Consider the following 25,445-nt stretch of genomic DNA (forward strand, 5'->3'; position numbering starts at 1 on the left):
GGGCATGCAACTGTGGAGCCTGCCTGAAGCGATCGATGAGGCGCTATGGCGTCTGGAGAGCGACCTGACGCAAGGCCGAGCGCGTGAGGATCGCGTGCGGCGGGCCGTGTCCCTGCTGGCCGACCTACCGCCCCAGAAGCTGGCGGCGGCGGGGCAATTTATTCGCGACGCCCTCGTGCCCGTGCCACCGGCGCCGTTGAAGTTCTTGCAGCGATGGCTGGGCGGTGTCCAAGGGGAAAGAGACCTGCTTCGCACAACGCCGGGCCTTGAGTACCTGTTTCTATTTCATCGTGATGGGCACTTACGGGAAGCCGCACTACACAAGATAGACGAGGCGCCGCCAGGGGTATTCTGGATCGCCGCGATCGCCTACCGGCAGAACGACTGGGTTGCGGCGGTACGGGCCGCCGCCCGCCGTTGTGTCGCGAGAGTGGCGGCCCACGTGGGGCCCGAAGGTATGGCCGATACCGCCTTTTTCCTGTTGGCCCGCGTGCCAACCTGGGGGCGGTGGCGGCTTGAACCCCAAAGCGATCCGGAAAACCTGTTCCTCATGAGGCCGGAAATGGCCGATGCCCTGGCCCGCCGCATAGGCGGCGCCACCCATGGGCCTGTGGGCAGCGTGCTGCGCCAGGCCTTGCGTCAGCCCTACATGGATAGCCATCTGCCCGCCCTCGCCACGAACGCGGTTCAACCCATCGTGCGCATGGTGGCCCTGCACACCCTGATCGAAGCGCAGGCCGCGTGGCCGGAGGGGTGGGATCGGGAGATGATCAACAAGCCGTTCAATATCTACCGCCCAATTCGGCAGTATGCGACCAGACCCGTCGCCCGCCCAGCCTCCAAGAGCCACTACCTGGAACAGGCAGCCCGCGACCGCTCCGTGGTCGTTCGCCGTCTGGCGGCGGCAACCCTGGCCCAAGCATTGGGGCGCGAGGATGCGGCTGCCTGGGAAATGTGGGGGCCATTGCTGGCCTTGCTGGAACAGGATTCCGACCGCTCCATTAGAAACCGCATCGCTTTCATTCGATGCCGTCTCGCGCAGGCACGCGACCCGTTGGTACCGCGTCTTGAGGCGCTTGCCGGTGGCGGGCGCCACGACCCTGATCGCGATTCCGACCGGGGCCGAGAGGTCGAGCTTTAAGGTATTCTGGTCCAGCCTGTCTCAAGCCTTCGCCGCCGCCCAGGCGAAGCGGGACCATCCGGGCTGCAATCCATCGCCGGCATATCCGGTGTTGCCGTTCGTCTGTTGACGCGACCGTTTGCCGACAGGCGCGCTTCGTTCCCGTGTGGGATTTCCATTCGCTGGTGTGTCGGGTCTGGAACTGGTCGACGTGGGCGAAGCTTCACCTCTGCGGTGCGCCTCCGCCTAGACCCGTGGGGTGCGCCCAGATGCTGAAAGGAATCCCATGAATTTCATCGATACCGATGTCTTGCGGATATCTTATCTTGAATATGGCGAGAGCGATGGTTGGCCGGTCGTGCTGTCGCATGGCTTTCCCTATGACGTCCACGCTTACGACGAGGTCGCTCCCGTCTTGGCGGGTGCTGGCGCAAGGGTCATCGTGCCCTATCTCCGAGGTTTCGGGCCGACGCGATTCCTGTCGGACGCGACGATGCGAAGCGGTCAGCAATCGGCGTTGGGCCACGACGCCGTTCAGATGCTGGACGCTCTTGGAATTGAGCGGGCCATCCTGGCTGGTTATGACTGGGGGGACTGGCCTCCTGCGTCGCGACCGCGCTCTGGCCGGAACGGGTGACGGGTCTGGTTTCGTACGCCGGATACGACATCATCGATGTGGAAAGGCTCGGTCACGCCTATCCGCCCGCCCAGGAGCAAGCCGTCTGGTATCAACACCTTTTCCAGCACGAGCGAGGCCGCGAATGTCTGGACCTCCACCGACGTGAGCTATGTCGTATCCTTTGGGCGCAGTGGTCGCCCGGATGGGCGTTCGATGATGCCACATTTGAGCGGACGGCGGCTTCGTTCGACAATCCGGATTTTGTCGATGTCGTGATCCACTCCTACCGCTTCGGCTTCGGGTTGGCCGAGGGTGACCCTGCCTTCGCCGGTCTTGAGGGGCGGCTTCGTGACAAGCCGCCGATCAACGTGCCCGCCATCACCCTCGACGGAACGCAAGATCCGCTCAAGCCGGGCGGTACCGCCGGCCATTCCAAGATGTTCAAGGCCAGGCATGAGCACCGGATCGTCGAGTGCGGGCACAACCTGCCCTGGGAAGCCCCCCAAAAATTTGCCGATGCGGTTCTCACCGTAAAAGGTTGGGGTGTTTAGGGGGCGCCGATACGGCCCGGCGCCCCCAAGTCGGCTTTTGGGTCGCCGTGGGGTCAGGCCGCCACCGCCATCGCCTTGGCGAAGCGTTGGAAGGCCGGGCGTTCGGCCAGGCGGTTGAGATAGGCGCGGAAGATGGGCTTGTCCTTGAACAGGCCCATGACGTCCAGGGCCCAGTACATCATGACGCCCCACTGGGTGTCGGCGGCGGTGAAGCGGTCGCCCACGGCGTAGTCATGGGCGCCCAGCGTGCGCTCCAGATTGGCCACCATGTCCTCGAACTTGCCGTAGGCCGCGCCCTTGCCGTCGTAGGGCCACTGGTTCATGTGCGCCACCAGGCAGGGGTCCACCACGGAATCGACGTAGATGACGCTGGTCAGGTAGGGGCCGCGGCGCGGGTCGTCCAAGGCGGGGGCGAGCCCGGCTTGGGGGAAGGCGTCCGCCAGGTAGAGGGTGATGGCCGCGCGCTCCGTCACCACCACCTCCCCATGGGATGTGGTGTGCCGGATGGCGGGCACCTTCTTGTGCGGCTGGATGGCGCGATAGCTTTCCGGCGCGCCGCCCTCGGCGCGTATGTCGATGATCTCGCTTTCATAGGGCACGCCCAGTTCCTCCAGCAGGTAGTGGATGCTGGACGAGCGGGTATGTGGGCAATGGAAGAAGGTGAGCATTCGTGCCTCCCGGGTTTGGTGTCGGGAGTGACTTTATCGCCTGCTACTGACAGGATATGGCAGTAGCAGGCGCGTCCCTTACAAATAGTCTGCCGCATGGGTGCGGGGACGAAAAAAGGCGGCGCCCCCGAGGACGCCGCCTTTCGTCACTGGTAAAGCCGGGTGTCGCTTACGGGCGGCCCAGGAAGTCCATCTTGCCCAGTTCCACGCCGTTGTGACGCAGGATGTCGTAGGCGGTGGTGACGTGGAAAAAGAAGTTGGGGATGGCGAAGAACAGCAGGAAGGCCTGGCCGGGGAAGTGCACGTCCTCGCCCCGGATCTTCAGAGTGATGGTGCGTTCCTCACTGCCGTCGATTTGGGCCGGGGTCACGCTCTTCAGGAAATCGACCGTCTTGGCGATGCGGGCCTGCAGGTCGGCGAAGGTGGTCTCGGTATCGGGGAAGCTGGGGACGTCGACGCCGGCCAGGCGGGCGGCGGCGCCCTTGGCGGCGTCGCTGGCGATCTGGATCTGGCGGGCCAGCGGGTGCATGTCGGGGGCCAGGCGGGCGTTCACGAGCACCGCCGGGTCGATCTTCTTGGCCTCGGCATGGGCCACGGCCTTGTCCAGGATGGCGGACAGGTTGCCCAGAAGGCGCAGGAACACCGGCACGGACGCCTGGTACATGGAAAGCGACATCGGGTGCACTCCGATAGGGTTGGAATGGCGGCCAAGATACGGGCGCCCGATGGGACGGATGTGCGCCCGATCACCCTTGCGCTTGAATTTTACATGACCGGTGTGGCGAACGCCCTTTAAAAGCGGAGGTTGAGGCCGACGCGCGCCACCCGGTCGGTCAGGCCCCGGATGTTGCCGGCGTCCTGGCGCAGCTCCAGGCTGCCGTTCACGCTCAGCGTCTGGCCCCAGCTGCCGGTGGCCACGGGGGCGGCGTAGCTCAGCGCCATGTCGGTTTCCGCCCCGTCCGGCCGCAGCGACACCCGCGTGGGCGTTGTGGTGGCATAGCCCTGGTCGTCCACGCTGGTCATCAGCAGGGTGGCGGTGCCGGCGACCACGCGCAGGGGGCGGCGCCACACGGCCGTCAGGCTGTCGCCCCCCGTCACCGCGTCGCGCTGGGCCAGCGCCAGGCCATAGGATCGGGCCAGCAGCGGCCCGATGCCACTGATGACGCCGTGGGCGCTGTCCGCCGCGCCGGTGCGGGCCAGACTGGCGTCCAGCATCAGGCTGCCCCCCGCCACACGGTGACGGCGGTGGCCAGCCCCAGGGAAACGGTGTCGTTATGGTCGCCCAGGCCCAGCACCCCGCCGCCGCGATAGCGGCTGCCCAGAAGGCCGTCGCGTTCATCCAGCAGGCTGGCCGACAGGCTGGTGGTCCAGCCCGGCCCCAGGGTCCAGTTCAGGCCGGCGGCCACGGCATCGGCCTGCCGATCCAGCCCGCCGCCGGTCAGCACGGGCCCGCGCCAGGGGTTCCAGTCGCCGCCCGCCAAGTCGCGCCGGGACAGGCCGTCGGCGCCCGGCGCGCCGGACCAGCTGAGCGCCAGATGGGCGCCGCCCAGGGCGCGTCCCACCCAGCCGTCCAGGTCGGCGCCCAGCGCCGCAAAGCCGCCGCCCTGGGCCAGCCCGGTCAGCGCGGTTGACACGCCCAGGGTGCCGGCGGCGTCCGCCACCGGCGTGCCGTCGCCCCACAACGCCTGCGCGAAGGAGGCGGCGGCGGGGAAGCCCTGGCCGGCCGCGAGCGTCAGGCCGCCCTGGCTGTAGGCCAGGGCCCAGCCGTCATGCCCGGCGTAGCCATCGCGTGGTGCCAGGGGTTGGGCCAGCGGTTGCAGACGACCGACGACGTCCAGGCCGGGGCTGCCGGTGTAGGCCAGCATCAGGCTGCCGCCATCGGCGAACTTGGTGCTGCTGGTGGTGACGGTGGGGGCGGGCAGCGCCGCGGTGATGGAGGAGGCGGAGACCGGCTGCTTGGCGATCAGGCCGCTGAGATTGACGGTGAAGTTGCGCTGATATCCATCGAAGGCGGTGTAGCTGGCCAGTTGGGCGCTGATGCTGCCCAGCGCGCCCAGGGCGCCGCCGGTGATCAGGCTGCCCGTCAGGCTGGTGACGGGCAACGACTTGCCATTGGCCTCCACCACCGACAGGGTGCCCAACGGCTTGAACGCCGCCGTCAGGTTCATAAGACCGTTGCCGTAGGTGTTGTCCACACCCTTCACGCCCATGTCGGTGGCCGAGGCGAACAGCACGGCGGTGGCGGTGCCGTTGCGGTACAGCACGGGCCAGGTGGCCTCCAGCAAGGCGACGGCGCCGGACACCATGGGGGCGGCCATGGACGTGCCGCTCCAATAGGCCAGGGCGTTGCTGCCGTATTGGATGCCGGGGGCGACGATGCTTTCCCCCGGCGCCATCAGCCAGAGGGAGGCGTAGCTGACCCGCGTCGTCCCCGCGACGGCATAACCGGCACCGGGCGTGTTGGAAAAGCTGGACAGCTTGTTGGCGCCGCTGACCGACCCGGCGAAGGCCAGGTGGCTCAGGGCGGCCGCCGACAGGCCGGTGGAATTGGCGCCGCCGTTCAGGATGGTGGCGGAATTGCCGCCGGCGAACACCAGCACGGCGCCCTTGGCCGCGGCGTAGTTGATGGCGGTGACGATGCCGCTGGTGGGCAGGTAGGTCAGCGACAGGTTGATGACCTTGGCGCCGGCGTCGGCGGCCTTGGTGATGCCGTTGGCGACATCCGCATCCGTCCCGCTGCCGCTGACGTTCAGCGCCTTTTCCGACAGGATGGTGGCCTTGGGCGCCACGCCGGCCATGCCGGCCCCCGTGCTGGTGACGGCGCCGGCGGCGATGGCGGCCGTGGCGGTGCCGTGCCCGTTATCGTCGGTGTAGCCCTTGGGGCAGGTGAAGGAGCGGGCGGCGCAGGCGGAGGCGGTGGACACGCGGCCAGTGACGTCCGCCTGGGTCGCCACCACGCCGGTATCGACCAAGCCGATGGTGACGCCGCTGCCGCCGGTGGCCGCCACCTCGATGGCGTTGGTCAGGCCCAGTTGCGACCACCAGCCGGCGGAGTAGCCGGTGGCGTAGGTCTGCGCCGCGGCGACGCCGGGCAGGCCGGCACCCATCAGGCCGGCGCCCATCAGCAGCCCCAGCCGGGCCAGGCGGATCAGGGGGGCGCGGGGGCGCCTGTTCTGGGCCGTCATGTTATGCTCTCCCGGCCGCCTTTGGGGCCTGATGAACGGCCCGTTCTGGGCGCGCGATGGCGGTCAGCCTACGCCATTCCGGCTAGGCTGTGACTCGGCCATCTGGATAGGGTGGCCACTTGTTCAAGACGTGCGGGGACGGGCAACCGCGTTTGCCGGGTAACAGTAATGCGCGAAAGGCCCTCAAGAAGACTGGAAAAGTATAAAACGGGGCAGTACATAACGAGACCGGCTTGCTGCCAGACTTGAAGGGGCGTTCGCGCCCGCGACCGTCGGATACCTCCGTCGCTACTCTTAAAGTCTTGGAATTCCGGCCGGTTTTTCGGGTTTCACGAGGTGGGTCATGGCACTGGAAAAGGCGGGGCGCTGGGCGCCCGATAGCTGGCGGTCTCGGGAAGTGCGGCAGATGCCGGCCTATCCCGACACCCGGCGCCTGGAAGCTGTGGAGGCTCGCCTCGCCAACTATCCGCCGCTGGTCTTCGCCGGCGAGGCCAGGCGCCTGAAGGATCACCTGGCGCGGGTGGCCAAGGGTCAGGGCTTTCTGCTGCAGGGTGGCGACTGCGCCGAAAGCTTCGCCGAGTTCCATCCCAACAACATCCGCGACACCTTCCGCGTGATGCTGCAGATGGCGGTGGTGCTGACCTTCGGCGGCGCCACCCCGGTGGTGAAGGTGGGCCGCATGGCCGGCCAGTTTGCCAAGCCGCGCTCCGCCGACCTGGAGGATATCGGCGGCGTCTCACTGCCTTCCTACCGTGGCGACATCATCAACGGCTTCGACTTCACGGCCGACGCGCGGGTGCCGGATCCGGAGCGCATGGTGCAGGCCTACAACCAGGCCGCCAGCACGTTGAACCTGCTGCGCGCCTTCGCCCAGGGCGGCTATGCCGACCTGCACAAGGTGCACCAGTGGAACCTGGGCTTCGTCGACCGCAGCCCGCAGGGCGAGCGCTACCGCGACCTGGCCAACCGCCTGGATGAGGCGCTGGCCTTCATGGCCGCCTGCGGCATCACGGCGGAGACCACCGCCCAGATCCGCGAGACGGAGTTCTTCACCAGCCATGAGGCCCTGCTGCTGCCCTATGAGCAGGCGCTGACCCGCGTCGACAGCACCACGGGCGATTGGTACGACGTTTCCGCCCACATGCTGTGGATCGGCGACCGCACCCGCCAGCCCGATGGCGCGCATGTGGAATTCCTGCGCGGCGTGAAAAACCCCATCGGCCTGAAGTGCGGCCCGACCACGGACCCGGATGAGCTGATCCGCCTGATCGACATCCTGAACCCGACGGACGAGGCTGGCCGCCTGACCCTGATCGCCCGCATGGGCCATGACAAGGTGGGCGATAAGCTGGCGCCGCTGCTGCGCCGCGTGCGCGACGAAGGCCGCACCGTGGTGTGGAGCTGCGACCCCATGCACGGCAACACCATCAAGTCGGCGACGGGCTACAAGACAAGGCCCTTCGAGCGCATTTTGGCCGAGGTGCGGGGCTTCTTCGAGGCCTGCCGGGCTGAAGGCGTGCATGCCGGCGGCGTGCATTTCGAGATGACCGGCCAGGACGTGACGGAGTGCACTGGTGGCGCCCAGGCCATCACCGAGCACGCGCTGGCCCAGCGCTACCACACCGCCTGCGACCCGCGCCTGAACGCCAACCAGGCGCTGGAACTGGCCTTCCTGGTGGCGGAGGGGCTCAAGGCCTCCCGCTCCGGCCAGCCGCGGCGGACCGAGGCTGCCGAGTAAGGGCTGTTTCGATACCGGAATGAAAACGGGCGGGGCCTCACGGCCCCGCCCGTTTTATTTGCTACACCTAATGGCCCTGCGCATGGGCGACCGCGCCCAGGGATAGCCCGCGACCGCGGGCGCCGCAGATTTCCGGGGAGCGGAGCGAACTGGAAATCGAGGACAAGGCAAGCCGGCGGATGCCGGCGCCCGCCGCTTGAGGGCGCATCAAGCCAAGGCCGCGTCCAGGGTGATCTCGGCGTTCAGCACGCGCGACACCGGGCAGTTGGCCTTGGCCTCGGCGGCCAAGTCCTGGAACTTGCCGGGCTCGATGCCCGGGATCTTGGCGCGCACCGTCAGCTTCACGGCGGAGATGCGCCAGCCGCCCCCTTCACCCTCCATCGTCAGCACCGCGTCGGACTTGATTTCCTCCGGGGTGAAGCCGGCGCCGGACAGCATGAAGGCCAGCGCCATGCTGAAGCAGCCGGCATGGGCGGCGGCGATCAGTTCTTCGGGGTTGGTGCCTTTGCCATCGCCGAAGCGGGCGATGTAAGAATAGGGCACGCTGGACAGCGTGGCGCTCTGCGTCGTCAAGGTGCCGTCGCCATCCTTGCCGGTCCCGTGCCAGACGGCGTTCGCGGTGCGCTTCAACTGGGCCATGACGATCCTCCTCGATGCAATGGAATACACCCTTGGCCGCTCTATCGACGGCCTGGGCGCTGGGGGTAGAGTAGCAAGCTATCGTGTCAGTTCCATGCGGCGACCCCCGTGATGCGCTGATCGCAACCATTCCAGGCCGTCCATGCATCACCTTTCGCGCCGCCTATATTTTCCCCCGCCGGCCGCCCCGTGAGCCGCCGGCTCCTGTGGGCCGGCCTGCTGACGGCGGTCCTGCTGCACCCGATGACGGTCTGCGCCCAGGCTTACCAGGACAAGGCGTGGCAGCGGGTGGACGCCGCCACCCTGGCCTTCCATGGTGAAATCCTGCCCCGCCGCTTCCTGCCGGGCGAACATCCGGTCGGGGACGCTGACCTGCTGGCCCGCAACCTGACGCCGGAGACGCGGACCCTGGTGCTGGAGTCCGGGGGCGGCGACGTGGCGGTGGCGCTGGAAATGGCCCGCCTGATCCATGGGCGGCAGTTGGACGTGGTGGTCGAGGGGCGCTGCGCCTCGGCCTGCGCCCTGCTGCCCTTCCTGGCGGGCCGGCGTAAGACGGTGGCGCCCGGCGGGGTGGTGGAATTCCATTCGACCAACAGCCTGGACCCGCGCGACACGGCCGATGCCCGCGCCCGCCTGACGGCGCAAATGGAGGCTATCCGCGGCCAGATCCCCAACTTGGCCCAGGACGGCGTGACCGTGACGCCGCCCGACCTGGGGGGCGCCACGGTGGAGGCCATCCTGGCCGCTCGCCGCCAGAACGCCGCCGGGCTGCGCCAGGCCATCGCGGCGCTCTACCGGGAATGGGGCGTCGCCCCGGCCCTGCTGGATGACATCGACCAGGCCGCCGACGCCTATCTGGCCGATCATCCCGGCGTGGCGCGCGATCAGGTGTGGTGGTGCCTGGCGCCGGGGCTGTTGGCCGGCCGCTATGGCGTGACGGGACTGGAGGCACCGGCGGGGCCCCCGCCGGCGGACGTGCTGGCCAATCTGGAACGTACCGTTGGCGGCGCGCACCTCGTGCGCGAGCGATAGCACGCCTCAAGAGGCGTGGGGTTCCATCCACCAGCGCCGGCTGAAGGTCAGCACGTCGTCCATCTGCCGGTCCAGGACGCCCAGCATGCCGCCGGTCCACGTTTCGAACGCTGCGTTGCCGTCCAAGGTGCGCACGTTCTGCGGCAAGGTGCGAATCAGGGCCGTGGCGTTCTCGCCCCGGCCATAATCATGGCCCAACTGCTGGAAGTAAAAGCCGGGCAGTGTGAAGCGGGGCCGGCCGCGATAGGCCAGGACCACGGTGTCATAGCTGCGCTCATCCAGGGTGGCGGCGGCTTGCAGCAGGACGCGCAGCACATCCAGCGGCGTGGCCGTGGGCGCCGCGCCCCAGACGTCCACCACCAGGGTGCCCGGCAGCACCAGGCCCCGGTGATAGGCCACGACATGGACGGGGGTGTTGCGCGGGTCCTGGTCCAGCGCACGGGCCACGGGCAGGGTGACGCTGACCAGATTCCATCCGGCAACGACAATGGCCACGACGGCCAGGCCCAAGGCCCCCTTCACCCATTTGGTCAACACCCATACCCCGCCAACCGACGCGCTGGCGCCATGCTAGCGTTCCTATGGAGGATTGCAATCCATAGGCGTAAAACATTTAAATATTAATCTGTTAACGCGAAGTCCATAGCCATCTCGGCATGCAGCCGCGTCGTGTCGAATACCGGCAGATCACTGTCGCCCTGACCCATGATCATGCCGATTTCGGTGCAGCCCAGAATGACGCCATCGGCACCCGCCGCGCGCAGGCGTTCCACCTCCGCCAGGATGGCGGCCTTGGAGCCGGGCAGCACGATGCCCCGGCACAGTTCCTCGTAGATGATGCGGTGGACGGTGTCCCGCCCGGCGGCATCCGGCACCAGCGCATCCACGCCGTAGTGCTGGGCCAGGTGGCCGCGGTAGAAGTCCTGCTCCATGGTATAGCGCGTGGCCAGCAGGGCCGGGCGGGTGCTGCCGGCCGCCTTCAGGGCGCCGCCGGTGGCGTCGGCGATGTGCAGCAGGGGGATGCTGGTCGCGGCGCGCACGGCGTCCGCCGTCTTGTGCATGGTGTTGGCGCCGATCATCAGCGCCTCGGCGCCCGCGTCCTGCAGGCGGCGGGCGGCATCGGCCATCAGGGCCCCGGCGCCGGTCCAGTCGCCCGCCTGCTGTTTGGCCGCCACCTCGGCGAAATCCACCGACCACAGCAGCACACGGGCGGAATGCAGCCCGCCCAGCCGGTCACGGGCGATGGTGTTGAGATGGCGGTAATAGAGCGTGGTGCTTTCCCAGCTCATCCCCCCGATCAGGCCTAGCATACGCATGGTGGATGCCCCCTTTGCTCAGCGCGGGAGAAACGCTCTCACAGCACCATGGCGGCCGCCAGCTTGAACGGCGCACGGGTGCGTTGCACCCGGGCCAGCAGCCAGGCACCCTCCAGCGCGATGAAAAAACGCGCCGCCCGCTCACGTGGGTCGCTGACGCCCAGGCGCTCGGCGTGGCCCGCCGTGCGCACGGCCCAGTCCTCCAGCACCTCCGCCACCACGGCGGACAGGCGGGTACTGTCGGGAATGGCGCCGATGACCAGGGCGGTGACGGGGCAGCCGTCGCGCCAGTCCGACGCCTCGAACCAGTCGGCGATGGTGTCGGCCAGGGCGTGCACGCCGTCGGCGAAGGTGGGCGCGTCGGTGAAGGCCTGGTCGATCAGGCGGGCGATGCGGTGCCCGGCCAGGCGGGCCGCCTCTTCCGCCAGCTCTTCCTTGCCGCCGGGAAAGTGATGGTAGAACGACCCCTTGGGCGCGCCGCTGACGGCGATGATCTCGTTCAGGCCCACGCCATTGTAGCCCTTGCGCCGGAACAGGGTCACGGCGGTATCGACGAAATGCTTCTTGGCATCGGACGGGCGCGGCATGCCCCTTAATGCCAATTGTATGTCGGTCGGTCTAGTGATATCCCGTTCTATGGCGATCACCATAAAACGGATCGTGGCCGACGGGGGGAGGGGTGGATGACCGAAGATACGGGCGACCAGGCGGTGCGCATCACCACCGCGGACGGGGCCCAGTTGGCCGGCCGGCTGGCCCTGCCGCCGGATGGGCGCGAGCCCGGGCTGGCCGTGGTGCTGCATGGCGCCACCGGCGTGCCGCGAGACTACTACGCGCGTTTCGCCGCCTGGCTGGCGGCTGCGCGTGGCGCGGCGGTGCTGACCTATGACTACCGCGACTTCGGCGCGTCGGCCGCCGGGCCGGTCACCCGATCCGGCGCCACCATGGCGGCCTGGGGTGTGGTCGACCAGGCGGCGGCCCTGGACTGGCTGTGCGACCGCTATCCGGGGACCGAGATTTGGGTGGTCGGCCATTCCCTGGGCGGCATGTGCCTGCCCTTCCACGCCAATGCCGGGCGGGTGGCGCGGCTGATCGCCGTGGCCTCCGGTCCCGCCCATTGGAGCAAGCACCCGCTGAGCTACATGCCCTCGGTTCTCGCCTTCTGGTTCCTGCTGGGGCCGCTGGCCACCTTGTTGTGCGGTTATCTGCCGGGGCGGCTGCTGGGCCTGGGGGCGGACTTGCCCAAGGGCGTGTTCTGGCAATGGCGGCGCTGGTGCACCTCACGCGGCTTCTACCGGGTGGATTGGGGGCGGTCCATGCCCCACCCGGTGCCCGATCGCATGACCGGCGCCGTTACCCTGGTGGGCATCGCGGATGATGAGATGATGCCGCCAGAACGGGTGCGGCGCCTGGCGGATTTCTACCCGGCGGCCACCATCCGTCACCGGGTCATCACCCCGGCGGAGGCGGGGGGCAAGGCCATTGGCCATCTGCGCCTGTTCGCCGAGCGCAATGCCCGGGCGTGGCCGCTGTTGCTGGACGGTATTTCCTAGGCCGCCACGGCAACGGGTGCTGCGACCGCCCGTTCCAGCCGGCCCAGCAGGGTGCCGAACAGGACGGTCTCCGCCTGGCACATCAGGGCTAGGCGGGCGGGGTCCCAGGCGTTCAGAAGTCCCAGCCGCTCCGCCATGTCGGACAGGTGGCCCTGCTCTTCCGCCAGCAGGCTTTTCAACGAGATCTTGGACCCCGCCTGGCGCAGCGCCGTCTCATACAGGTGATAGAACCACACGGCGCGGAATTCCACGATCAGCGACATGTGCAGGTACAGCACCTTGGAACGGGGCGGTTCGCCCGCCAGGGCTTGTTCCACGGCGATGTCCAGCTTTTGGAAATACAGGCGGCCGGCGGCCGGCGACAAAAGGTCGGCCTGCACATAATCCATGGCGCGGCGGGCCGCGCCCTCGGCATGGCGCTTGAAAAAGAAGGCGTGGCGCGCCTCTTCCGCCAGGTGCTTCAGGGTGGGCAGATCCATGCCGGCGCCATGCTGGGTCGCCATGATCTTGTTGCTGCCCATATGTTCCATCAACGACAGCTCGTTCATGAAGCGGGCGTGGGACGCGGGCGTGCGCAACACGTCGGCCAAGAAGCTCCGGACCCGGGGGACCAAGGGGGCGTTGTCGGCCTCGAAGGCGCCGCGTACGGTATCCAGGGACTTCTGCATGATCTCAAAACCCTTCCGCAACCCGGTTTCCTTGCCCGGGCCGGCGCACTCTGCGCGCGGCGTTTGGCGCCGGGCAATAGGATTCGCCCCCCGTCCAAATAGGGGCCATCATTCGTCGCAGTTATGCCACCTTGCGCGCGCAGCCTGGCATCGATCGATGAGAACCAGGGTGGAACCTGCCATCATGCCCAGTTATGCGGTACCTGAACGCCCTGTGGCCCGGCGCCTCGGCCTACGCCACGGCGCCATGACGGCCCTGGCGCTGCTGATGACCATATCCCCGTTCATGGGTGACCTGGCCCGTGCCCAGGAGGGCGCGCCGGCCTACGACGACGGCGGCGACCAGTACGCCGGCGATCCGCCGGCGCGGGTGGGGCGGCTGGCGCGGGTGCAGGGCACGGTTTCCTTCCATACCGCCGACGGCACCCAGTGGGACCCCGCCACCCCCAATTACCCCCTGACCAGCGGCAACGCGCTGTGGACCGAGCCGGGGGCCAGCGCCACGGTGGATGTCTCCACCACCCGGCTGGTCATGGACGGCACCACCGAGCTGGATATCGACAGCCTGGACGACCGCGATCTCACCGCCGACCTGGCGCAGGGCCAGGTCTATGTGCGCATACGGGGCCTGTTGCCCGGCGAACGCTACAGCCTGCGCACGCCGCGTGGCCTGGTCACGCTGGAGGGGCCCGGCAGGTACGAGGTTTCGGCCGGCGATACCGACACCCCCACCCGCGTCACCGTGCTGGAAGGGTCGGCGCAACTCAGCGGCCAGGGCCTGTCCCTGCGGATCAATGGCGGGCAGACGGGGGAGATCACGGGCGACAATCCGCCCAACGTCAATGTGCGGCCGGCCGAGCACGACCCCTTCCTGACGGCCATGCTGCGCACCGACCGCGTCGGGTCCTCCACGCCCCCGCCGGACGTCATGGCCATGCCCGGCGCCGACGATCTGGGCGAATATGGCAGCTGGCAGGCCACGCCCGACTATGGCCAGGTCTGGTATCCGCAGGTCGAGTCCGACTGGGCGCCCTATCGCGACGGCCACTGGGCCTATGTGGCCCCATGGGGATGGACCTGGATCGATGACGCGCCCTGGGGGTTCGCCCCCTTCCACTACGGGCGGTGGGTGGATATCCATGGCCGCTGGGCCTGGGCGCCGGGTGGCGCCGTCGTGGTCGGCGGGCCGCCGCCGCCGCCGGTCTACGCCCCTGCACTGGTCGCCTTTTTCGGGGCCGGCGTCGCCATTGGCGTCAGCGTCGGCGGCCCCCATTATGACGACAGGGGGCATCCGCCTGTGGGCTGGTGCCCGCTGAGCTGGCAGGAGCCGTACCATCCCTGGTACCGGGCCAGCCCGCGCTATGTGGAATATGTGAACCGGCCCGTGGTCCGCAACCTGACGGTCGTGAACAACGTCACCAATATTACCATCAACAACTACGCCAACCGGCGCGGCGCCTCGATGATGCCGGCGGACGCCATGGTCGCCGGCCGCTACGGCCGCTATAACGGCGGCGCCCGGCCGTGGGATGAGCACCAGTTCGCCAACGCCCGCGCCGTCGTGGGGCGGCCGCCGGTGCAGCCCACCGTCGCCACCGCCGGCGTGACGCCGCAGGTGGCGCAGCGCCTGCACCTGCCCGACCCGCCGGGTGGAACTCCCGCCCCGCGTCCCGCCAACCCCGGCCCCCGGTTCGACCCACGGGCCGAGGGTGCCGGTCCCCGGCACCTGGACCTGCGCGGGCCTGATGGCGCCCCTGCCAGGGGACCGCAGGCCGGCGCGTTCCGGCCCGGGGACCTGCATCCCAACGGCAACAGGCCCAACGGCAACAGGCCCAACGGCAACGGGCCCGCAGCGGACCACCCTGGCGGATTCCGTCCGACGGACCGCCGGCCGGACGAGCCCGGGTTCCATCCGGGCCAGGCAGGGCCCGACCGGCCCGAGGGCGCCGCCTGGGCCAACCGGGGGCCTGGCGGACTGCCCACCCTGCGCGATCATAATCAGCCGCCCGGCCCGCCACCGGTGCACCAGGCGGCGCAGGAACGCCCCGGCCCCGCTCAGGCGCCCCAATCCGGGATGCCGCAGCCCGGCGGCCCGCCCCAGCAACCCAGCCACCAGGAAGGGGGCGCGGGCGGAACGCCCCATCCGGCGGGCCATCCGCCGCAGGGGCAGCCCGGCCCTGCCCAACAATCCGGCCCCGCCCAGGCCGGTCCTGACCGTCCGCACGGGGCGGCCACGGTCCCGCATGGGGAGGGCCATCGGCCGGACGCGCCGAACTTCGAGGAACGGCGCCAGCCGCAGGCGCCGCAGCCGCCGCGTCAGGCCGACCACCCCCAGCCGCAGCACGAGTTCCATCAACCGCCGAGGCCGCAGGAGCCGCAGATGCGGCCGCAGTCACCGCCAGAGCCCCGGCCCCATATGGACCTGCCCCCCCGGCCCGAACCGCAGCGCATGCCGCCGCCCCAGGCGCGGCCGGAAGCGCCGCATTCACAGCCCCCGCAGCATCCACAACCGCAGCAGCATCAGCAGGGGTCGGGCCATCCTAACGACCCCGGTCAGCCCCACCGCGACTGACGGCGCCCATCACAGATGCCGGCGGTGGGGTTCAGGCCTGTTCGGCCGCGCGGAAGCCGTCGTGGTGGCGGATCACTTCCTTGATGATGAAGTTCAGGAACTTGGCCGCGAAATCCGGATCCAGGTGGGCGCCCTCGGCCAGGCGGCGCAGGCGCTCGATCTGCGCCGCCTCCCGGCCGGGGTCGCTGCTGGGCAGGTCGATGCGCGCCTTCAGCGCCCCAACCTGCTGGGTGCACTTGAACCGTTCCGCCAGCATGTAGATCAGGGCGGCATCAATGTTGTCGATGCTGTCGCGCAGGCGTTTCAGTTCGGGATGAATGGCGGGGGCAGGGTGCTCGGCGCCGGACATGGCCACTCCTTCGGATCACGGACGGGCCCGACAGTACAGCCCGCCGCCGACCGCCGTCAGTGAAAATTATGAGGGGCTTTTGTAACAAACGGTCGCCTGTGGGCTGGAAGCCGCAACGGCCGATGCATAAATTCAGGCATTCATGAACCAAATTTGCGGGGGTGGCCATGGAGGCCGGGGGAGAGACGGGTGCCGCGCCGGGCGGATGGCAGTTGGCGCAGATGAACGTCGGCACGGCGCTTTACGCCATGGACGACCCGCGCATCGCCGATTTCGTGAACCAGCTGGACGAGATCAACGCCCTGGCCGAAGGCAGCCCCGGCTTCGTCTGGCGCCTGCAGTCCGACAGCGGCAACGCCACCGACATCCTGGTCAGCGACAACCCGCGTTTCCTGGTGAACATGTCGGTGTGGGCCTCGGCCGAGGCGCTGTTCGATTACGTCTACAAATCCGCCCATCGCGCCGTCATGGCCCGGCGGCGGGAGTGGTTCGAGCGGCCGGTGGATCTGTACCAGGTGCTGTGGTGGGTTCCCGCCGGCCATCGCCCCACCCCGCAGGAGGGGCTGGAGCGTCTGGCCCATCTGGAGCGGCACGGGGCCACGCCCCACGCCTTCACCTTCAAGCAGAAGCACCCGCACCCCGCCGCCCGGCCGGCGGCGCCCGAGGACATGGCGCCGGAGCCCCATTGCGTCGGCTGGGAGTGAGCCGCCCCGGGAAGGTCTCATTAAATCCCGGGGGGCGGCGTTTTTTCGCCACCTTTGGGCGGTGTCATGAAAGTGCCCGGCAAGGCCGGGACCTGTTCATGTCGAAAGGATCGAGACCATGCCCGTCCTGACCCGCCCCACCACCGGCGCCTCTCCGTCCGTCGGCCAAGCGTCTGCCAGCCAGGCTTCCGTTGTCCAGTCTTGGCGCCGTCGCGGGGTCGCCGCCCTGGCCCTGGCCTTCGGCCTGGCGTTGGCGCCGTTCATGACGGCCGGCAGCGCCCAGGCCGAGGTGGTCCATCACCGCGTGGTGCATCACCGCCACCACCATCACCACCATCACCACGTCCACCATGTGGCGCATCACGCCCCGGTGCATCATCCCCATGGCTAAGGCCGGGTTATGGCGGCCCGAGGCCGGACACTTTTGCGGGGTAACCCCGGCTCATCGGCCGGCCTGGAGCCGCAATTAAACCCCTGATGGAACGCCCTGACGGAACTTTACGGTCCCCAGGGCGTTTCCATATCCGTTCCGCCCCGCCCACCCGCCGGCCCCCTTTCAGAAAGGCCGGCCCATCCCAGGGGTGCCGTTGGGGCAAAGGGCATACCCCCGCCCGGACCACATTGTTTGCGGTGTTGCGACGTTTTTTCGCCACCATTGGGCGGTCCCCTGATGTCACGCCTTTCTTACGAGGAATGGAGGACGACCCATGTTCACGAAGTTGACCACCGCGGGCTGGGCCCGTACGGCGACCGCGCTGACCCTGGCCGCCGGCCTGGCGTCCGCCCCCGTCTTGAGCGCTGCCGCCTGGGCACAGACCGCGCCGCCCGAGGGCACGCCCATGCCGGGCACGCCGCAATCGGAAGACACCACCCGGGGCGGCACGCCGTCGACCCTGCCGCCGGCGCCGGATGCCACCAGCCCCAGCCCGTCCAATTCCCACGGCCTGCCCGGCGACCGCGCCGGGATGGGCCAGCAGCCCGGCCAGCCGGGCATGAACCAGCCGGACGTCTCGTCGCCTTCGGCCATGCCTCCGGCCCCGTCGGACCAGAGCGGTTCCATGTCCCCGTCGTCCTCGTCCGGCCAGGCGGTGACCGAGAAGCCGCCGGTGGTGCAACCGCTGCCGCCGCATGACCCGAATGACGACAAGGGCAAGGCCGCGAAGTCTGCCCATGCCAAGAAGTCGGCCAAGCACACGGCGCAGAAGAAGACCGATCCGGGCCAGAGCCCGGAAGAGGCCGCCCCGCCGCCCCCGGCGCCATCCAGCCCGGATAGCGGCACCACCGGCTCCACCAGCCAGCCGGACAATCCCCGTCTGTAAGGTGCGGCCGGACGCGCGCCTGCAAGGCACCCGTCCATCTCCCTTCAGGCGCGTCGTGCGAAACCCCCGGGACTCGGTCCCGGGGGTTTTGTCGTGACCGCATGGCTGTCGAATGATTTTTCAAAAAAGGCTTATTTATCTTATAAATTACCCATGGCGGCACGGGCCGTTCAAAAAGTGGCCCCGGAGGCTGGGGCCTACCACGCGAGGAACGTCCCATGCGAAGAATGCTTATGGCCCTGGCGGGCTTGCTTGTCGTGCCGCTGCTGATGCTGGCCCACCCGGCCAAGGCGGACGATACCAAGGATGCGGAACCCGCGCGCCAGGCCAACGGCCTGGCCTTGACCCCGCCTATGGGATGGAACACGTGGAACAAGTTCGCATGCGAGATCAATGAGGACGTCATCCGCAAGGCGGCCGACGCCATGGTGTCCTCCGGCATGGCGGGCGCCGGCTACAGGTATGTGGTGATCGACGACTGCTGGCACGGCGCCCGTGACGCCCATGGCGACATACAGCCCGACCCGGTCCGCTTCCCCTCCGGCCTAAAGGCGCTGGGCGACTACATCCATTCCAAGGGCTTGAAGTTCGGCATCTATTCCGACGCCGGCAAAGAAACCTGCGGCAAGCGGCCGGGCAGCCTCGGTCATGAATACCAGGACGCGGCCCAATACGCCGCCTGGGGCGTGGATTACCTGAAATACGACTGGTGCTACACCGGCACGCTGGACGCCAAGGCGGCCTACACGCTGATGAGCGACGCGCTCCGGGCGTCTGGCCGTGACATCGTCTTCAGCATGTGCGAATGGGGCACGGCCAAGCCTTGGCTGTGGGCGCAGACCGTGGGCAACCTGTGGCGCAGCACCGGCGACATCTATGACGGCTGGCAGGGCGAGAAGGACTATTCCCTGGGCGTCATGGACATCCTGGATCTGGAGGCCGACCTCTATCCCTATGCCGGCCCGGGACATTGGAATGACCCCGACATGCTGGAGGTCGGCAATGGCGGCATGACCGACACGGAATACCGCGCGCACTTCAGCCTGTGGGCCCTGCTGGCGGCCCCCTTGATCGCCGGCAATGACCTGACCAGCATGAGTCCGGCCACCAAGGCCACCCTGACCAACGCCGAGGTCATCGCCGTGGACCAGGATGCCCTGGGCGCCCAGGGCCGCCGTGTGGCCAAGCAGGGCGACCTGGAAGTGTGGGCCCGGCCGCTGGCCAGCGGCGACCGCGCCGTGGTGCTGCTGAACCGGGGCACGACGCCGGCCAGGATCACCGTCAACTGGGCGGATCTGGGCTATCCGGCCAAGCTGCCCGCCAAGGTGCGTGACCTGTGGCTGGCCAAGGACCAGGGCACGTCCAAGGGCGGCTACACCGTCGAGGTGGCGCCGCACGGCGTGGTCATGGTGACGGTGCGTCCGGCCGTTTGATGACCTGTGGGCGCCCCACATGGGCGCCCACCCGGTCCGTTCTTGGGGGCCAGATGGCCGGCCATCCGCCCCGTTACTGGGCCAGCTTAGGTGAAAACGAACCCCAACCGCACATTCCCCCAGAGGCGGCGGTCGATGACGATGGGGCAATCGATCTCTTTCATGCGCCGTGGTCGGCCATCACCCATGTCCCGGTGATAGGCCTGGATCAGGAACGGCCGGCTGTTGCGCGCGGCCGCGAGGCCGGTGCGATCCAGATAGCGGCGACGGCTGCGGGTCTCGCCGTTCGGCTGGGCGTTGTGGGTGGGCACATAACCATTGGTGGCCGCAGCCACACAGAAGACGACGCGACTATCCAGGGCCAGCGCCGGTTCCTGCAGGGACGGGAACAGCTCATCCGCCAAGGCGGTGTAGGGGGCGATGTATTGCTCCGGTGAGGTCCCGGGAACCGGCTCCAAGGCCACGCTGAACAGGGCGTCGTGAGTGATGCGACCATCCCGCAGCGCTTGGGTCAGGGCCGTGGCGATGTCGGCGGCCACCTTCCGCGCGGCGGCGATCAGCCCCTCGTCCGCGGCGATCATGGCGTAGTAAGTGCCTTTCAACCGCTCCCGCACGGCGACATCCAATTGCTGGAAACGCACATGCAAGCCTGCCGGGCTTTGGGCCGCCAGGGTGCAGGGCAGGTCGCCCACCCCATCCAGGTGCAGGACGGCGGCGGCGCCGTCCGGCGGCAACGCCACCTCCTCGTCCGCCAGTGCCGCCACGGCGCCGCCCAACGATAGGTCCAGGACGCGCGCCGGATGACGCCGCCCCTCCAGGGTCAGCCCCGCCGGCAAGTCGCAGGGGATGCGGTCGGACTCGCGCCGGTCCCCCGCCACCGACTGGCGCAGCACCATCAGCAGGCGGGTCTTCATCTGGCTGACGGCTTGGTTGGTGGCGGCCACCTGGCGGCTGACGGTGCCGGCGGCCAGGCATACGGTGTCCGCCTGGCCGCGGATGTGGTTGACACTGCCCGACACCTGGGTGGCGGCGTCGGCGGACTGCGCGGCGCCACGACCGATCTCGGCATTGGCGGCGGCCTGTTCCTCGACCGCCGCCGCCGTGGCGGTGGCCGCCTGGTCGATCAACTCGATGGTGTGGATGACGGCATGCAAGGCTTCGACGCTGCCGTCCACCGCGCTGCGAATATCCGTCACCTGCTGGGCGATCTGATCGGTGGCGTTGGCGGTCTGCGCGGACAGGCTCTTCACCTCCCCCGCCACGACGGCGAAGCCTTTGCCGGCATCACCAGCGCGCGCCGCCTCGATGGTGGCGTTCAACGCCAGCAAGTTGGTTTGGCTGGCGATGTCGCCGATCAGTGCCAGCACCTGGCCCACCTCGGCGGTCGCATGCTCCATGCGATGCAGGGCCTGGGCGGCGTTACGGGCATCCAGCACGGCACGGCGGGCGATATCGCTGGACCTGGACGCCTGGTGGGCGATCTCCGTTCCCGCCGCCCCCTGTTCCTCGGCCGCGGCCGCCACGGTGGCGGCGGTGCCACTGGCCTGCGAGGCGGCGGCGGCGGCCACCACCGTATCCTGTTGCACCTCCTGGATGTTGCCCAGCAGGCCGGTCACGGCGTTCTCGACCTCGGCGGAGGTGCGGTTGATGTCGCGCCAGGTGGCCTCCAGGTCGGTTTCGATCAGCTGGCAGGTTTCCAGCAGGGTGCGGCGGGTGGTTTCCTGTTCCCGCGCTTCCAGCTCCACCCGCTCCCGCGCCTGATAGGCCAGGATGGCCCTGAGGGCGCGCAGGCGGGCGGCGGCGGCCTGGAAATCGCGCAAGGCCGGCAGGTCGATGACGTGCAGATGATCGCCTTGGATCAGGGCGTCGATATCCAGGACCTGGCGGTGCAGGATGGTGCGCAGGCGCCGCGCCAGGGCCAGGCCCTGGGCCAGGGTCAATGGTACCGCCAGCGCCGCCGCCCACCCGGCGGGCAGGCCGGAGGCGGCGGCGGCCATGCCGGCGGCGGGCACCAGCACCAAGCCGGCCAGCCGGGCGTTCAAGCCGCCCAGCCAGCGCGCCACGGCGTGCGCCGCTCCGGTCCGGCGCACCTGCCCACCGGCCAGGTGGACGCCGCCACCCTGACGCAGGGCGGTGTATAAGCGGTCCGCCGCGGCCACCTCCGCCCGGCCGGGCTTGGTGCGGATGGAGATGTAGCCGGTGATGCGGCCATCCTCCTGCACCGGGGTGACGTTGGCCCGCACCCAGTAATGGTCGCCGGACTTGGCGCGGTTCTTCACCAGTCCTTCCCAGGGTTGTCCCGCCTGGACCGTGGCCCACAGGTCGGCGAACGCGGCCTTGGGCATATCGGGATGGCGCACCAGGTTGTGCGGCGCCCCCAGCAGTTCCGCCTCGCTGAAGCCGCTGATGGCGATGAAGGTCTGATTGACAAAGGTAATGCGTCCCTTGTCGTCGGTTCTGGAGACAAGCATTTCCCCTTCGCCGACCATGATTTCGTTTTGGGTCACTGGGCCGGTATCGCGCATGTCATTTGTCCTGCCAATTATTGGCGCTGGCTGCGTTGTCCGGCCTTTGTCATTTATTTTATCGATCTGTGATTGATGTGGCGCAAACCTATACCGAAGAATACGGGCGGTTTATTCCGGAAACAATTTACCCAGAACTACTTATGTATACGGCGATCGATGACGGCGACGATGGCCATTCCGGCCAGCATGGCCAGGACGAACAGGGGGGCGCCCGCCAGGTCCGTCCCCCTGGGGTCGGCCACCGTGACGCCCAGGGCCGCCAACGCCGGGCCGGGGCAATACCCCACCAATCCCCAGCCCACGCCGAACAGCGCGGCCCCCACCACCAACCGGCGGTCGATGGCGCGGGCGGCCGGCGGCTGGAAGGCGGGCGCGGCCAGGGGCGCCGACCGGCAACGCCCAAGGAAAAAGCCAGCCCACGCCACGGGCACCGCCGCCGCCATGACCAGGGCCAGACTGGGATCCCAGCCCCCGGCCACATCCAGGAAGGCCAGCACCTTGGCCGGGCTGATCATGGACGACACGGTCAGGCCGAACCCGAACACCAGGCCGGCGGTCAAGGCCAGGATGAGACGGCGCATGGGCTTAGCCCCCCAGGACGTGGCGGTGGAGAAAGACGGTCAACGCGGCCACGGCCATGAAGACCGCTGTGGCTGTCGCGGAACGCCGTGACAGACGGGCCAGGCCGCAGACGCCGTGGCCGCTGGTGCAGCCGCCCCCCAGGCGCGTGCCCACCCCCACCAGCAGCCCGCCGACGATGACCAGCGCGGGGCCGGTCCCAGATGCGCCGGTTGGCACGGTGCCGCCCGTCAGCCGGTACATCACCGGCGCCGCCATGATCCCGGCCAGGAAGGCCAGGCGCCAGATCCGGTCGCCGCGCGCCGCCGTCATCAGGCCGCCCACGATGCCACTGATGCCGGCGATGCGGCCCAGGCCCAGCCACAGCAGGGCCGCCGCCGCGCCGATTAAGGCACCACCCACCAGGGCGTGCATGGGGGTGAAGCCGCTCATGGTTGTTCCTCCGGCGCGCAGAACAGGGCGTACAGCGCCTCCAGCATGGGGCGTACCTTGTCGGACCCGATGCGGTAGTGGATCACCGTCCCCTCACGCCGGGTAGCCACCAGGCCCTCATCCCGCAGTTTCGCCAGGTGCTGCGACAGGTTGGATTGCGCCAGCCCCAGGTGTTGCCCCAGGGCGCCCACCGTCATTTCCCCCTGCACCAGGGCGCACAGGACCATCAGCCGGTGCCGGCTGGCCAGCGACCGCAGGAAGGTCTCCGCCTCCGCCGCGCGGGCCTCAAGGGTGATGGGATCAGGCAGATTCATCATACATTCCTAATTTATAAATTAGACTTGACTAATATATAGGAACGTACCAGCTTCAGGCAAGCGTTCCGGCGCTCGCCGGATATCTCCTTGGAAGGGACAGCGGCCATGGCCCCCGACGTGCAGGCCTTTTTCGATGACGCCACCAACACCGTGACCTATCTGGTCGCCGACCCCGCCACCGGGGCGGCCGCCATCATCGACAGCGTGCTGGATTTCGATCCCAAGTCGGGGCACACGGGTACGGCCTCGGCCGACCGGATCATCGCCGCCGTGCGGGCTCGGGGCCTGTCGGTCCAGTGGATACTGGAAACCCATATCCATGCCGATCACCTGTCCGCCGCCCCCTACCTGCAGCGGGCGCTGGGTGGCCGGACCGGCATCGGGGCGGAGGTGCGGCAGACCCAGGCCATCTTCGGCCGCCTGTTCAATCTGGGGGGCGACTTCGCGACCGACGGCCGCCAGTTCGACCATCTGTTCCAGGATGGGGAGGTGGCGGCCCTGGGTGGGCTGACCCTGCGGGCCCTGCATACCCCCGGCCATACGCCGGCCGACGTCAGCTATGTGATCGGTGACGCGGCCTTCGTCGGCGATACGCTGTTCCAGCCGGACTACGGCAGCGCGCGCACGGATTTCCCCGGCGGTGATGCCGCCACCCTCTACCGTTCTGTCCGGCGCCTGCTGGACCTGCCGCCGGAGACGCGGCTGTTCACGGCCCATGACTACAAGGCGCCGGGCCGCGACCATTACGTCTGGGAAAGCACGGTGGCGGACCAGCGCGCCCACAACATCCACCTGCGCGATGGGGTGGACGAGGCGGCCTTCGTCGCCCTGCGGCGGCAGCGCGACGCGGGCCTGGATGCGCCCCGCCTGCTGTTGCCTTCGGTCCAGGTCAACGTGCGGGCGGGGAACCTGCCCCCGCCCGAGGACAATGGCGTCCGCTACCTGAAAATCCCGCTGAACGCCCTGTAACCTGCCTCTCGGTAACCCTGCCTCTCAGTTCTTGGCGGCCGTGCGGGCCAGCAGGTCGGCCAGCTTGTCCTGCCACAGCACCGCCCAGGTGTGGCTGCCGTGGCCGTGGGTCTGGTCGCTGGCGGGGATCAGGATGAACTGGCCCTTGGGGATGCGCTTCACCAGTTGCTCGGCCAGGCCCAGTTCCGGCGGATTGATGAAATCGTCGCCGGAATTGATCCACAGCACCGGCGCCTTGATGGTTTCCAGCTTGGGCGACGGGTCGTAAAAGCGTGACGCGTCCAGCTGATAGATCAGGTCGTTGGCCTCCATCCCGCTCACGTCCAGGATTTTCTCCACCGCGGCGTCGGCCGCCTCGCGGGTGGGATAGGCCTTCTGCATCTGGATGGGGGCGCTGCCGGCGATGGACAACAGGGCGGCGGCGGTGCGCAGGCCCTCCTTGGGCTGGGCTTTGTACTCGCCCCCTTGCCAGGCAGGGTCGGCCTTGATGGCGGCGATGGACATCTGGCGCCACAGACGGTTGCGTCCGGCGATGGTCTGCGGCAGGCACGCCAGCGGCATCAGCGCGTCCATGGCGTCGGGGTAGGTCTCTCCCCAGACGAAGGCGTGCATGCAGCCCATGGACGTGCCCATGACCAGGCGCAGATGGTCCACGCCCAGCCGGGTCACCAGCTGGTGTTCCAGTGCCACCATGTCGTCGTAGTCATACTGCGGGAAATGGGCGTGCAGTCCGTCGCTGGGCTTGCTGGACTTACCGTGGCCCACGTCGTCGGGCAGGATGATGTAATAGCGCGCCGGGTCCAGCACGCCGCCCGGTTGGAACAGCACGTCGCTGAACTGTGGGCGCAGGAACTGGGCGCCCGTGCCGCCCGTGCCGTGCATGATTAGGATGGCGTTGTCGACGTGGCCCTTGGCGTCGCGGTGCGGCGCGCCCAGGGTGGTGTAGTGCAGCCGCACTTCGGGCAGGGTCTCGCCGGTCTTGAAGGTGAAATCCTTCACCGTCACGTCGCCCTCCTTCGTGACGGGCTTCACCGGCTCGGCGGCCAGGGCGGCGGGGGCGGCCAGCAGGGCGGCGCCCAGCAGCAGGGGCGCGCAAAGGGCGCGGGCGGCGGATCGGATCATGGCGTGAAGGCTCCAGGCGGGATTCTTATCGT

The 25,445-nt window shown here is 68.7% G+C and carries 27 protein-coding genes; 12 read left to right on the forward strand and 15 right to left on the reverse strand.

Annotation, left to right across the window (positions count from 1 at the left end):
* Window positions 1-4: 4 nt before the first annotated feature.
* The 3 genes from UAJ10_RS22445 (at window position 5) to UAJ10_RS22455 (ending at window position 2,290) form a co-directional block, all read left to right on the forward strand.
* Window positions 5-1,141: a hypothetical protein gene (locus UAJ10_RS22445; protein WP_322917492.1), complete on the forward strand. Its 1,137-nt coding sequence runs from the start codon at window positions 5-7 to the stop codon at window positions 1,139-1,141.
* Window positions 1,142-1,406: 265 nt separating this feature from the next.
* On the forward strand, window positions 1,407-1,757 hold the full coding sequence (locus UAJ10_RS22450; RefSeq protein WP_322917494.1) for an alpha/beta fold hydrolase: 351 nt from the start codon (window positions 1,407-1,409) through the stop codon (window positions 1,755-1,757).
* Window positions 1,754-2,290 carry an alpha/beta fold hydrolase gene (locus tag UAJ10_RS22455; RefSeq protein ID WP_322917495.1) on the forward strand — a complete coding sequence of 179 codons (537 nt, stop codon included), beginning with the start codon at window positions 1,754-1,756 and terminating at the stop codon, window positions 2,288-2,290. The genes UAJ10_RS22450 and UAJ10_RS22455 overlap by 4 nt, the downstream gene beginning before the upstream one ends.
* A 53-nt stretch (window positions 2,291-2,343) precedes the next feature.
* On the opposite strand, the gene UAJ10_RS22460 is transcribed toward UAJ10_RS22455, so the two are convergent.
* From UAJ10_RS22460 to UAJ10_RS22475, 4 genes are all read right to left on the reverse strand, one after another.
* Window positions 2,344-2,958 (reverse strand): glutathione S-transferase family protein, encoded by a 615-nt coding sequence (locus tag UAJ10_RS22460; protein WP_322917496.1) that lies wholly within the window; start codon window positions 2,956-2,958, stop codon window positions 2,344-2,346.
* A 169-nt stretch (window positions 2,959-3,127) separates the two neighbouring features.
* Complete coding sequence (locus tag UAJ10_RS22465; protein ID WP_322917497.1) at window positions 3,128-3,634, reverse strand: DUF1993 domain-containing protein; 507 nt, start codon at window positions 3,632-3,634, stop codon at window positions 3,128-3,130.
* A gap of 116 nt (window positions 3,635-3,750) precedes the next feature.
* A complete protein-coding gene (locus UAJ10_RS22470) occupies window positions 3,751-4,173 on the reverse strand; it encodes a hypothetical protein (RefSeq protein ID WP_322917498.1) in 423 nt (140 codons plus the stop codon).
* The gene (locus UAJ10_RS22475; RefSeq protein ID WP_322917499.1) at window positions 4,173-6,143 is read right to left on the reverse strand and encodes a S8 family serine peptidase; all 1,971 of its coding nucleotides are present in this window, start codon (window positions 6,141-6,143) and stop codon (window positions 4,173-4,175) included. Before UAJ10_RS22475 ends, UAJ10_RS22470 begins: the two co-directional genes overlap by 1 nt.
* A 343-nt stretch (window positions 6,144-6,486) precedes the next feature.
* Here UAJ10_RS22475 and UAJ10_RS22480 point away from each other — a divergent pair, with 343 nt between their 5' ends.
* Window positions 6,487-7,881, forward strand: a complete 1,395-nt coding sequence (locus UAJ10_RS22480; protein WP_322917500.1) for a class II 3-deoxy-7-phosphoheptulonate synthase — start codon at window positions 6,487-6,489, stop codon at window positions 7,879-7,881.
* A gap of 207 nt (window positions 7,882-8,088) precedes the next feature.
* Here the strand turns inward: UAJ10_RS22480 and UAJ10_RS22485 are convergent, their stop codons facing one another.
* Entirely contained in the window at window positions 8,089-8,520 is a 432-nt protein-coding gene (locus UAJ10_RS22485) for an OsmC family protein (RefSeq protein WP_004272298.1), read from the reverse strand.
* 189 nt (window positions 8,521-8,709) lie between these two features.
* Between UAJ10_RS22485 and UAJ10_RS22490 the strand changes: the two genes are divergently transcribed.
* Window positions 8,710-9,552: a hypothetical protein gene (locus UAJ10_RS22490; RefSeq protein ID WP_322917501.1), complete on the forward strand. Its 843-nt coding sequence runs from the start codon at window positions 8,710-8,712 to the stop codon at window positions 9,550-9,552.
* Window positions 9,553-9,558: 6 nt separating this feature from the next.
* Here the strand turns inward: UAJ10_RS22490 and UAJ10_RS22495 are convergent, their stop codons facing one another.
* The 3 genes from UAJ10_RS22495 to UAJ10_RS22505 form a co-directional block, all read right to left on the reverse strand.
* Entirely contained in the window at window positions 9,559-10,086 is a 528-nt protein-coding gene (locus UAJ10_RS22495; RefSeq protein ID WP_322917502.1) for a hypothetical protein, read from the reverse strand.
* Window positions 10,087-10,172: 86 nt separating this feature from the next.
* Window positions 10,173-10,868, reverse strand: coding sequence for an aspartate/glutamate racemase family protein (locus UAJ10_RS22500; protein ID WP_322917503.1), 696 nt, complete (start codon window positions 10,866-10,868; stop codon window positions 10,173-10,175).
* 38 nt (window positions 10,869-10,906) lie between these two features.
* On the reverse strand, window positions 10,907-11,455 hold the full coding sequence (locus UAJ10_RS22505) for a TetR/AcrR family transcriptional regulator (RefSeq protein WP_322917504.1): 549 nt from the start codon (window positions 11,453-11,455) through the stop codon (window positions 10,907-10,909).
* A 96-nt stretch (window positions 11,456-11,551) separates the two neighbouring features.
* Here UAJ10_RS22505 and UAJ10_RS22510 point away from each other — a divergent pair, with 96 nt between their 5' ends.
* Window positions 11,552-12,421 carry an alpha/beta hydrolase family protein gene (locus UAJ10_RS22510; protein ID WP_322917505.1) on the forward strand — a complete coding sequence of 290 codons (870 nt, stop codon included), beginning with the start codon at window positions 11,552-11,554 and terminating at the stop codon, window positions 12,419-12,421.
* Here the strand turns inward: UAJ10_RS22510 and UAJ10_RS22515 are convergent.
* Window positions 12,418-13,089, reverse strand: a complete 672-nt coding sequence (locus UAJ10_RS22515; RefSeq protein ID WP_322917506.1) for a hypothetical protein — start codon at window positions 13,087-13,089, stop codon at window positions 12,418-12,420. The genes UAJ10_RS22510 and UAJ10_RS22515 overlap by 4 nt on opposite strands.
* 184 nt (window positions 13,090-13,273) lie before the next feature.
* Here UAJ10_RS22515 and UAJ10_RS22520 point away from each other — a divergent pair, with 184 nt between their 5' ends.
* The gene (locus UAJ10_RS22520) at window positions 13,274-15,661 is read left to right on the forward strand and encodes a DUF6600 domain-containing protein (protein WP_322917507.1); all 2,388 of its coding nucleotides are present in this window, start codon (window positions 13,274-13,276) and stop codon (window positions 15,659-15,661) included.
* A 31-nt stretch (window positions 15,662-15,692) separates the two neighbouring features.
* On the opposite strand, the gene UAJ10_RS22525 is transcribed toward UAJ10_RS22520, so the two are convergent.
* Window positions 15,693-16,010 carry a chorismate mutase gene (locus UAJ10_RS22525; protein WP_088873795.1) on the reverse strand — a complete coding sequence of 106 codons (318 nt, stop codon included), beginning with the start codon at window positions 16,008-16,010 and terminating at the stop codon, window positions 15,693-15,695.
* Window positions 16,011-16,177: 167 nt separating this feature from the next.
* On the opposite strand from UAJ10_RS22525, the gene UAJ10_RS22530 reads away from it, so the two are divergent.
* The 4 genes from UAJ10_RS22530 (at window position 16,178) to UAJ10_RS22545 (ending at window position 19,466) form a co-directional block, all read left to right on the forward strand.
* Window positions 16,178-16,714 (forward strand): DUF3291 domain-containing protein, encoded by a 537-nt coding sequence (locus UAJ10_RS22530; protein ID WP_322917508.1) that lies wholly within the window; start codon window positions 16,178-16,180, stop codon window positions 16,712-16,714.
* Window positions 16,715-16,832: 118 nt separating this feature from the next.
* Window positions 16,833-17,105 carry a hypothetical protein gene (locus tag UAJ10_RS22535; RefSeq protein ID WP_322917509.1) on the forward strand — a complete coding sequence of 91 codons (273 nt, stop codon included), beginning with the start codon at window positions 16,833-16,835 and terminating at the stop codon, window positions 17,103-17,105.
* Between the two features lie 316 nt (window positions 17,106-17,421).
* A complete protein-coding gene (locus UAJ10_RS22540) occupies window positions 17,422-18,033 on the forward strand; it encodes a hypothetical protein (RefSeq protein ID WP_322917510.1) in 612 nt (203 codons plus the stop codon).
* Window positions 18,034-18,251: 218 nt separating this feature from the next.
* A complete protein-coding gene (locus tag UAJ10_RS22545) occupies window positions 18,252-19,466 on the forward strand; it encodes a glycoside hydrolase family 27 protein (protein WP_322917511.1) in 1,215 nt (404 codons plus the stop codon).
* An 86-nt stretch (window positions 19,467-19,552) separates the two neighbouring features.
* Here the strand turns inward: UAJ10_RS22545 and UAJ10_RS22550 are convergent, their stop codons facing one another.
* The 4 genes from UAJ10_RS22550 to UAJ10_RS22565 all read right to left on the reverse strand — a co-directional run bounded on the left by UAJ10_RS22550 (window position 19,553) and on the right by UAJ10_RS22565 (window position 23,322).
* Window positions 19,553-21,937, reverse strand: a complete 2,385-nt coding sequence (locus UAJ10_RS22550) for a methyl-accepting chemotaxis protein (RefSeq protein ID WP_322917512.1) — start codon at window positions 21,935-21,937, stop codon at window positions 19,553-19,555.
* A 191-nt stretch (window positions 21,938-22,128) separates the two neighbouring features.
* A complete protein-coding gene (locus UAJ10_RS22555) occupies window positions 22,129-22,575 on the reverse strand; it encodes a DUF6691 family protein (RefSeq protein ID WP_322917513.1) in 447 nt (148 codons plus the stop codon).
* A gap of 4 nt (window positions 22,576-22,579) precedes the next feature.
* Window positions 22,580-23,005 (reverse strand): YeeE/YedE family protein, encoded by a 426-nt coding sequence (locus UAJ10_RS22560; RefSeq protein ID WP_322917514.1) that lies wholly within the window; start codon window positions 23,003-23,005, stop codon window positions 22,580-22,582.
* A complete protein-coding gene (locus UAJ10_RS22565) occupies window positions 23,002-23,322 on the reverse strand; it encodes an ArsR/SmtB family transcription factor (protein ID WP_322917515.1) in 321 nt (106 codons plus the stop codon). The genes UAJ10_RS22560 and UAJ10_RS22565 overlap by 4 nt, the downstream gene beginning before the upstream one ends.
* Window positions 23,323-23,427: 105 nt before the next feature.
* Between UAJ10_RS22565 and UAJ10_RS22570 the strand changes: the two genes are divergently transcribed.
* Window positions 23,428-24,291, forward strand: a complete 864-nt coding sequence (locus UAJ10_RS22570; protein ID WP_322917516.1) for an MBL fold metallo-hydrolase — start codon at window positions 23,428-23,430, stop codon at window positions 24,289-24,291.
* Between the two features lie 24 nt (window positions 24,292-24,315).
* Here UAJ10_RS22570 and UAJ10_RS22575 read toward each other — a convergent pair whose 3' ends face one another.
* A complete protein-coding gene (locus tag UAJ10_RS22575) occupies window positions 24,316-25,413 on the reverse strand; it encodes an alpha/beta fold hydrolase (protein ID WP_322917517.1) in 1,098 nt (365 codons plus the stop codon).
* Window positions 25,414-25,445: the final 32 nt, after the last annotated feature.

The organism is Nitrospirillum guaranorum (assembly GCF_034653275.1).
GTDB lineage: Bacteria > Pseudomonadota > Alphaproteobacteria > Azospirillales > Azospirillaceae > Nitrospirillum.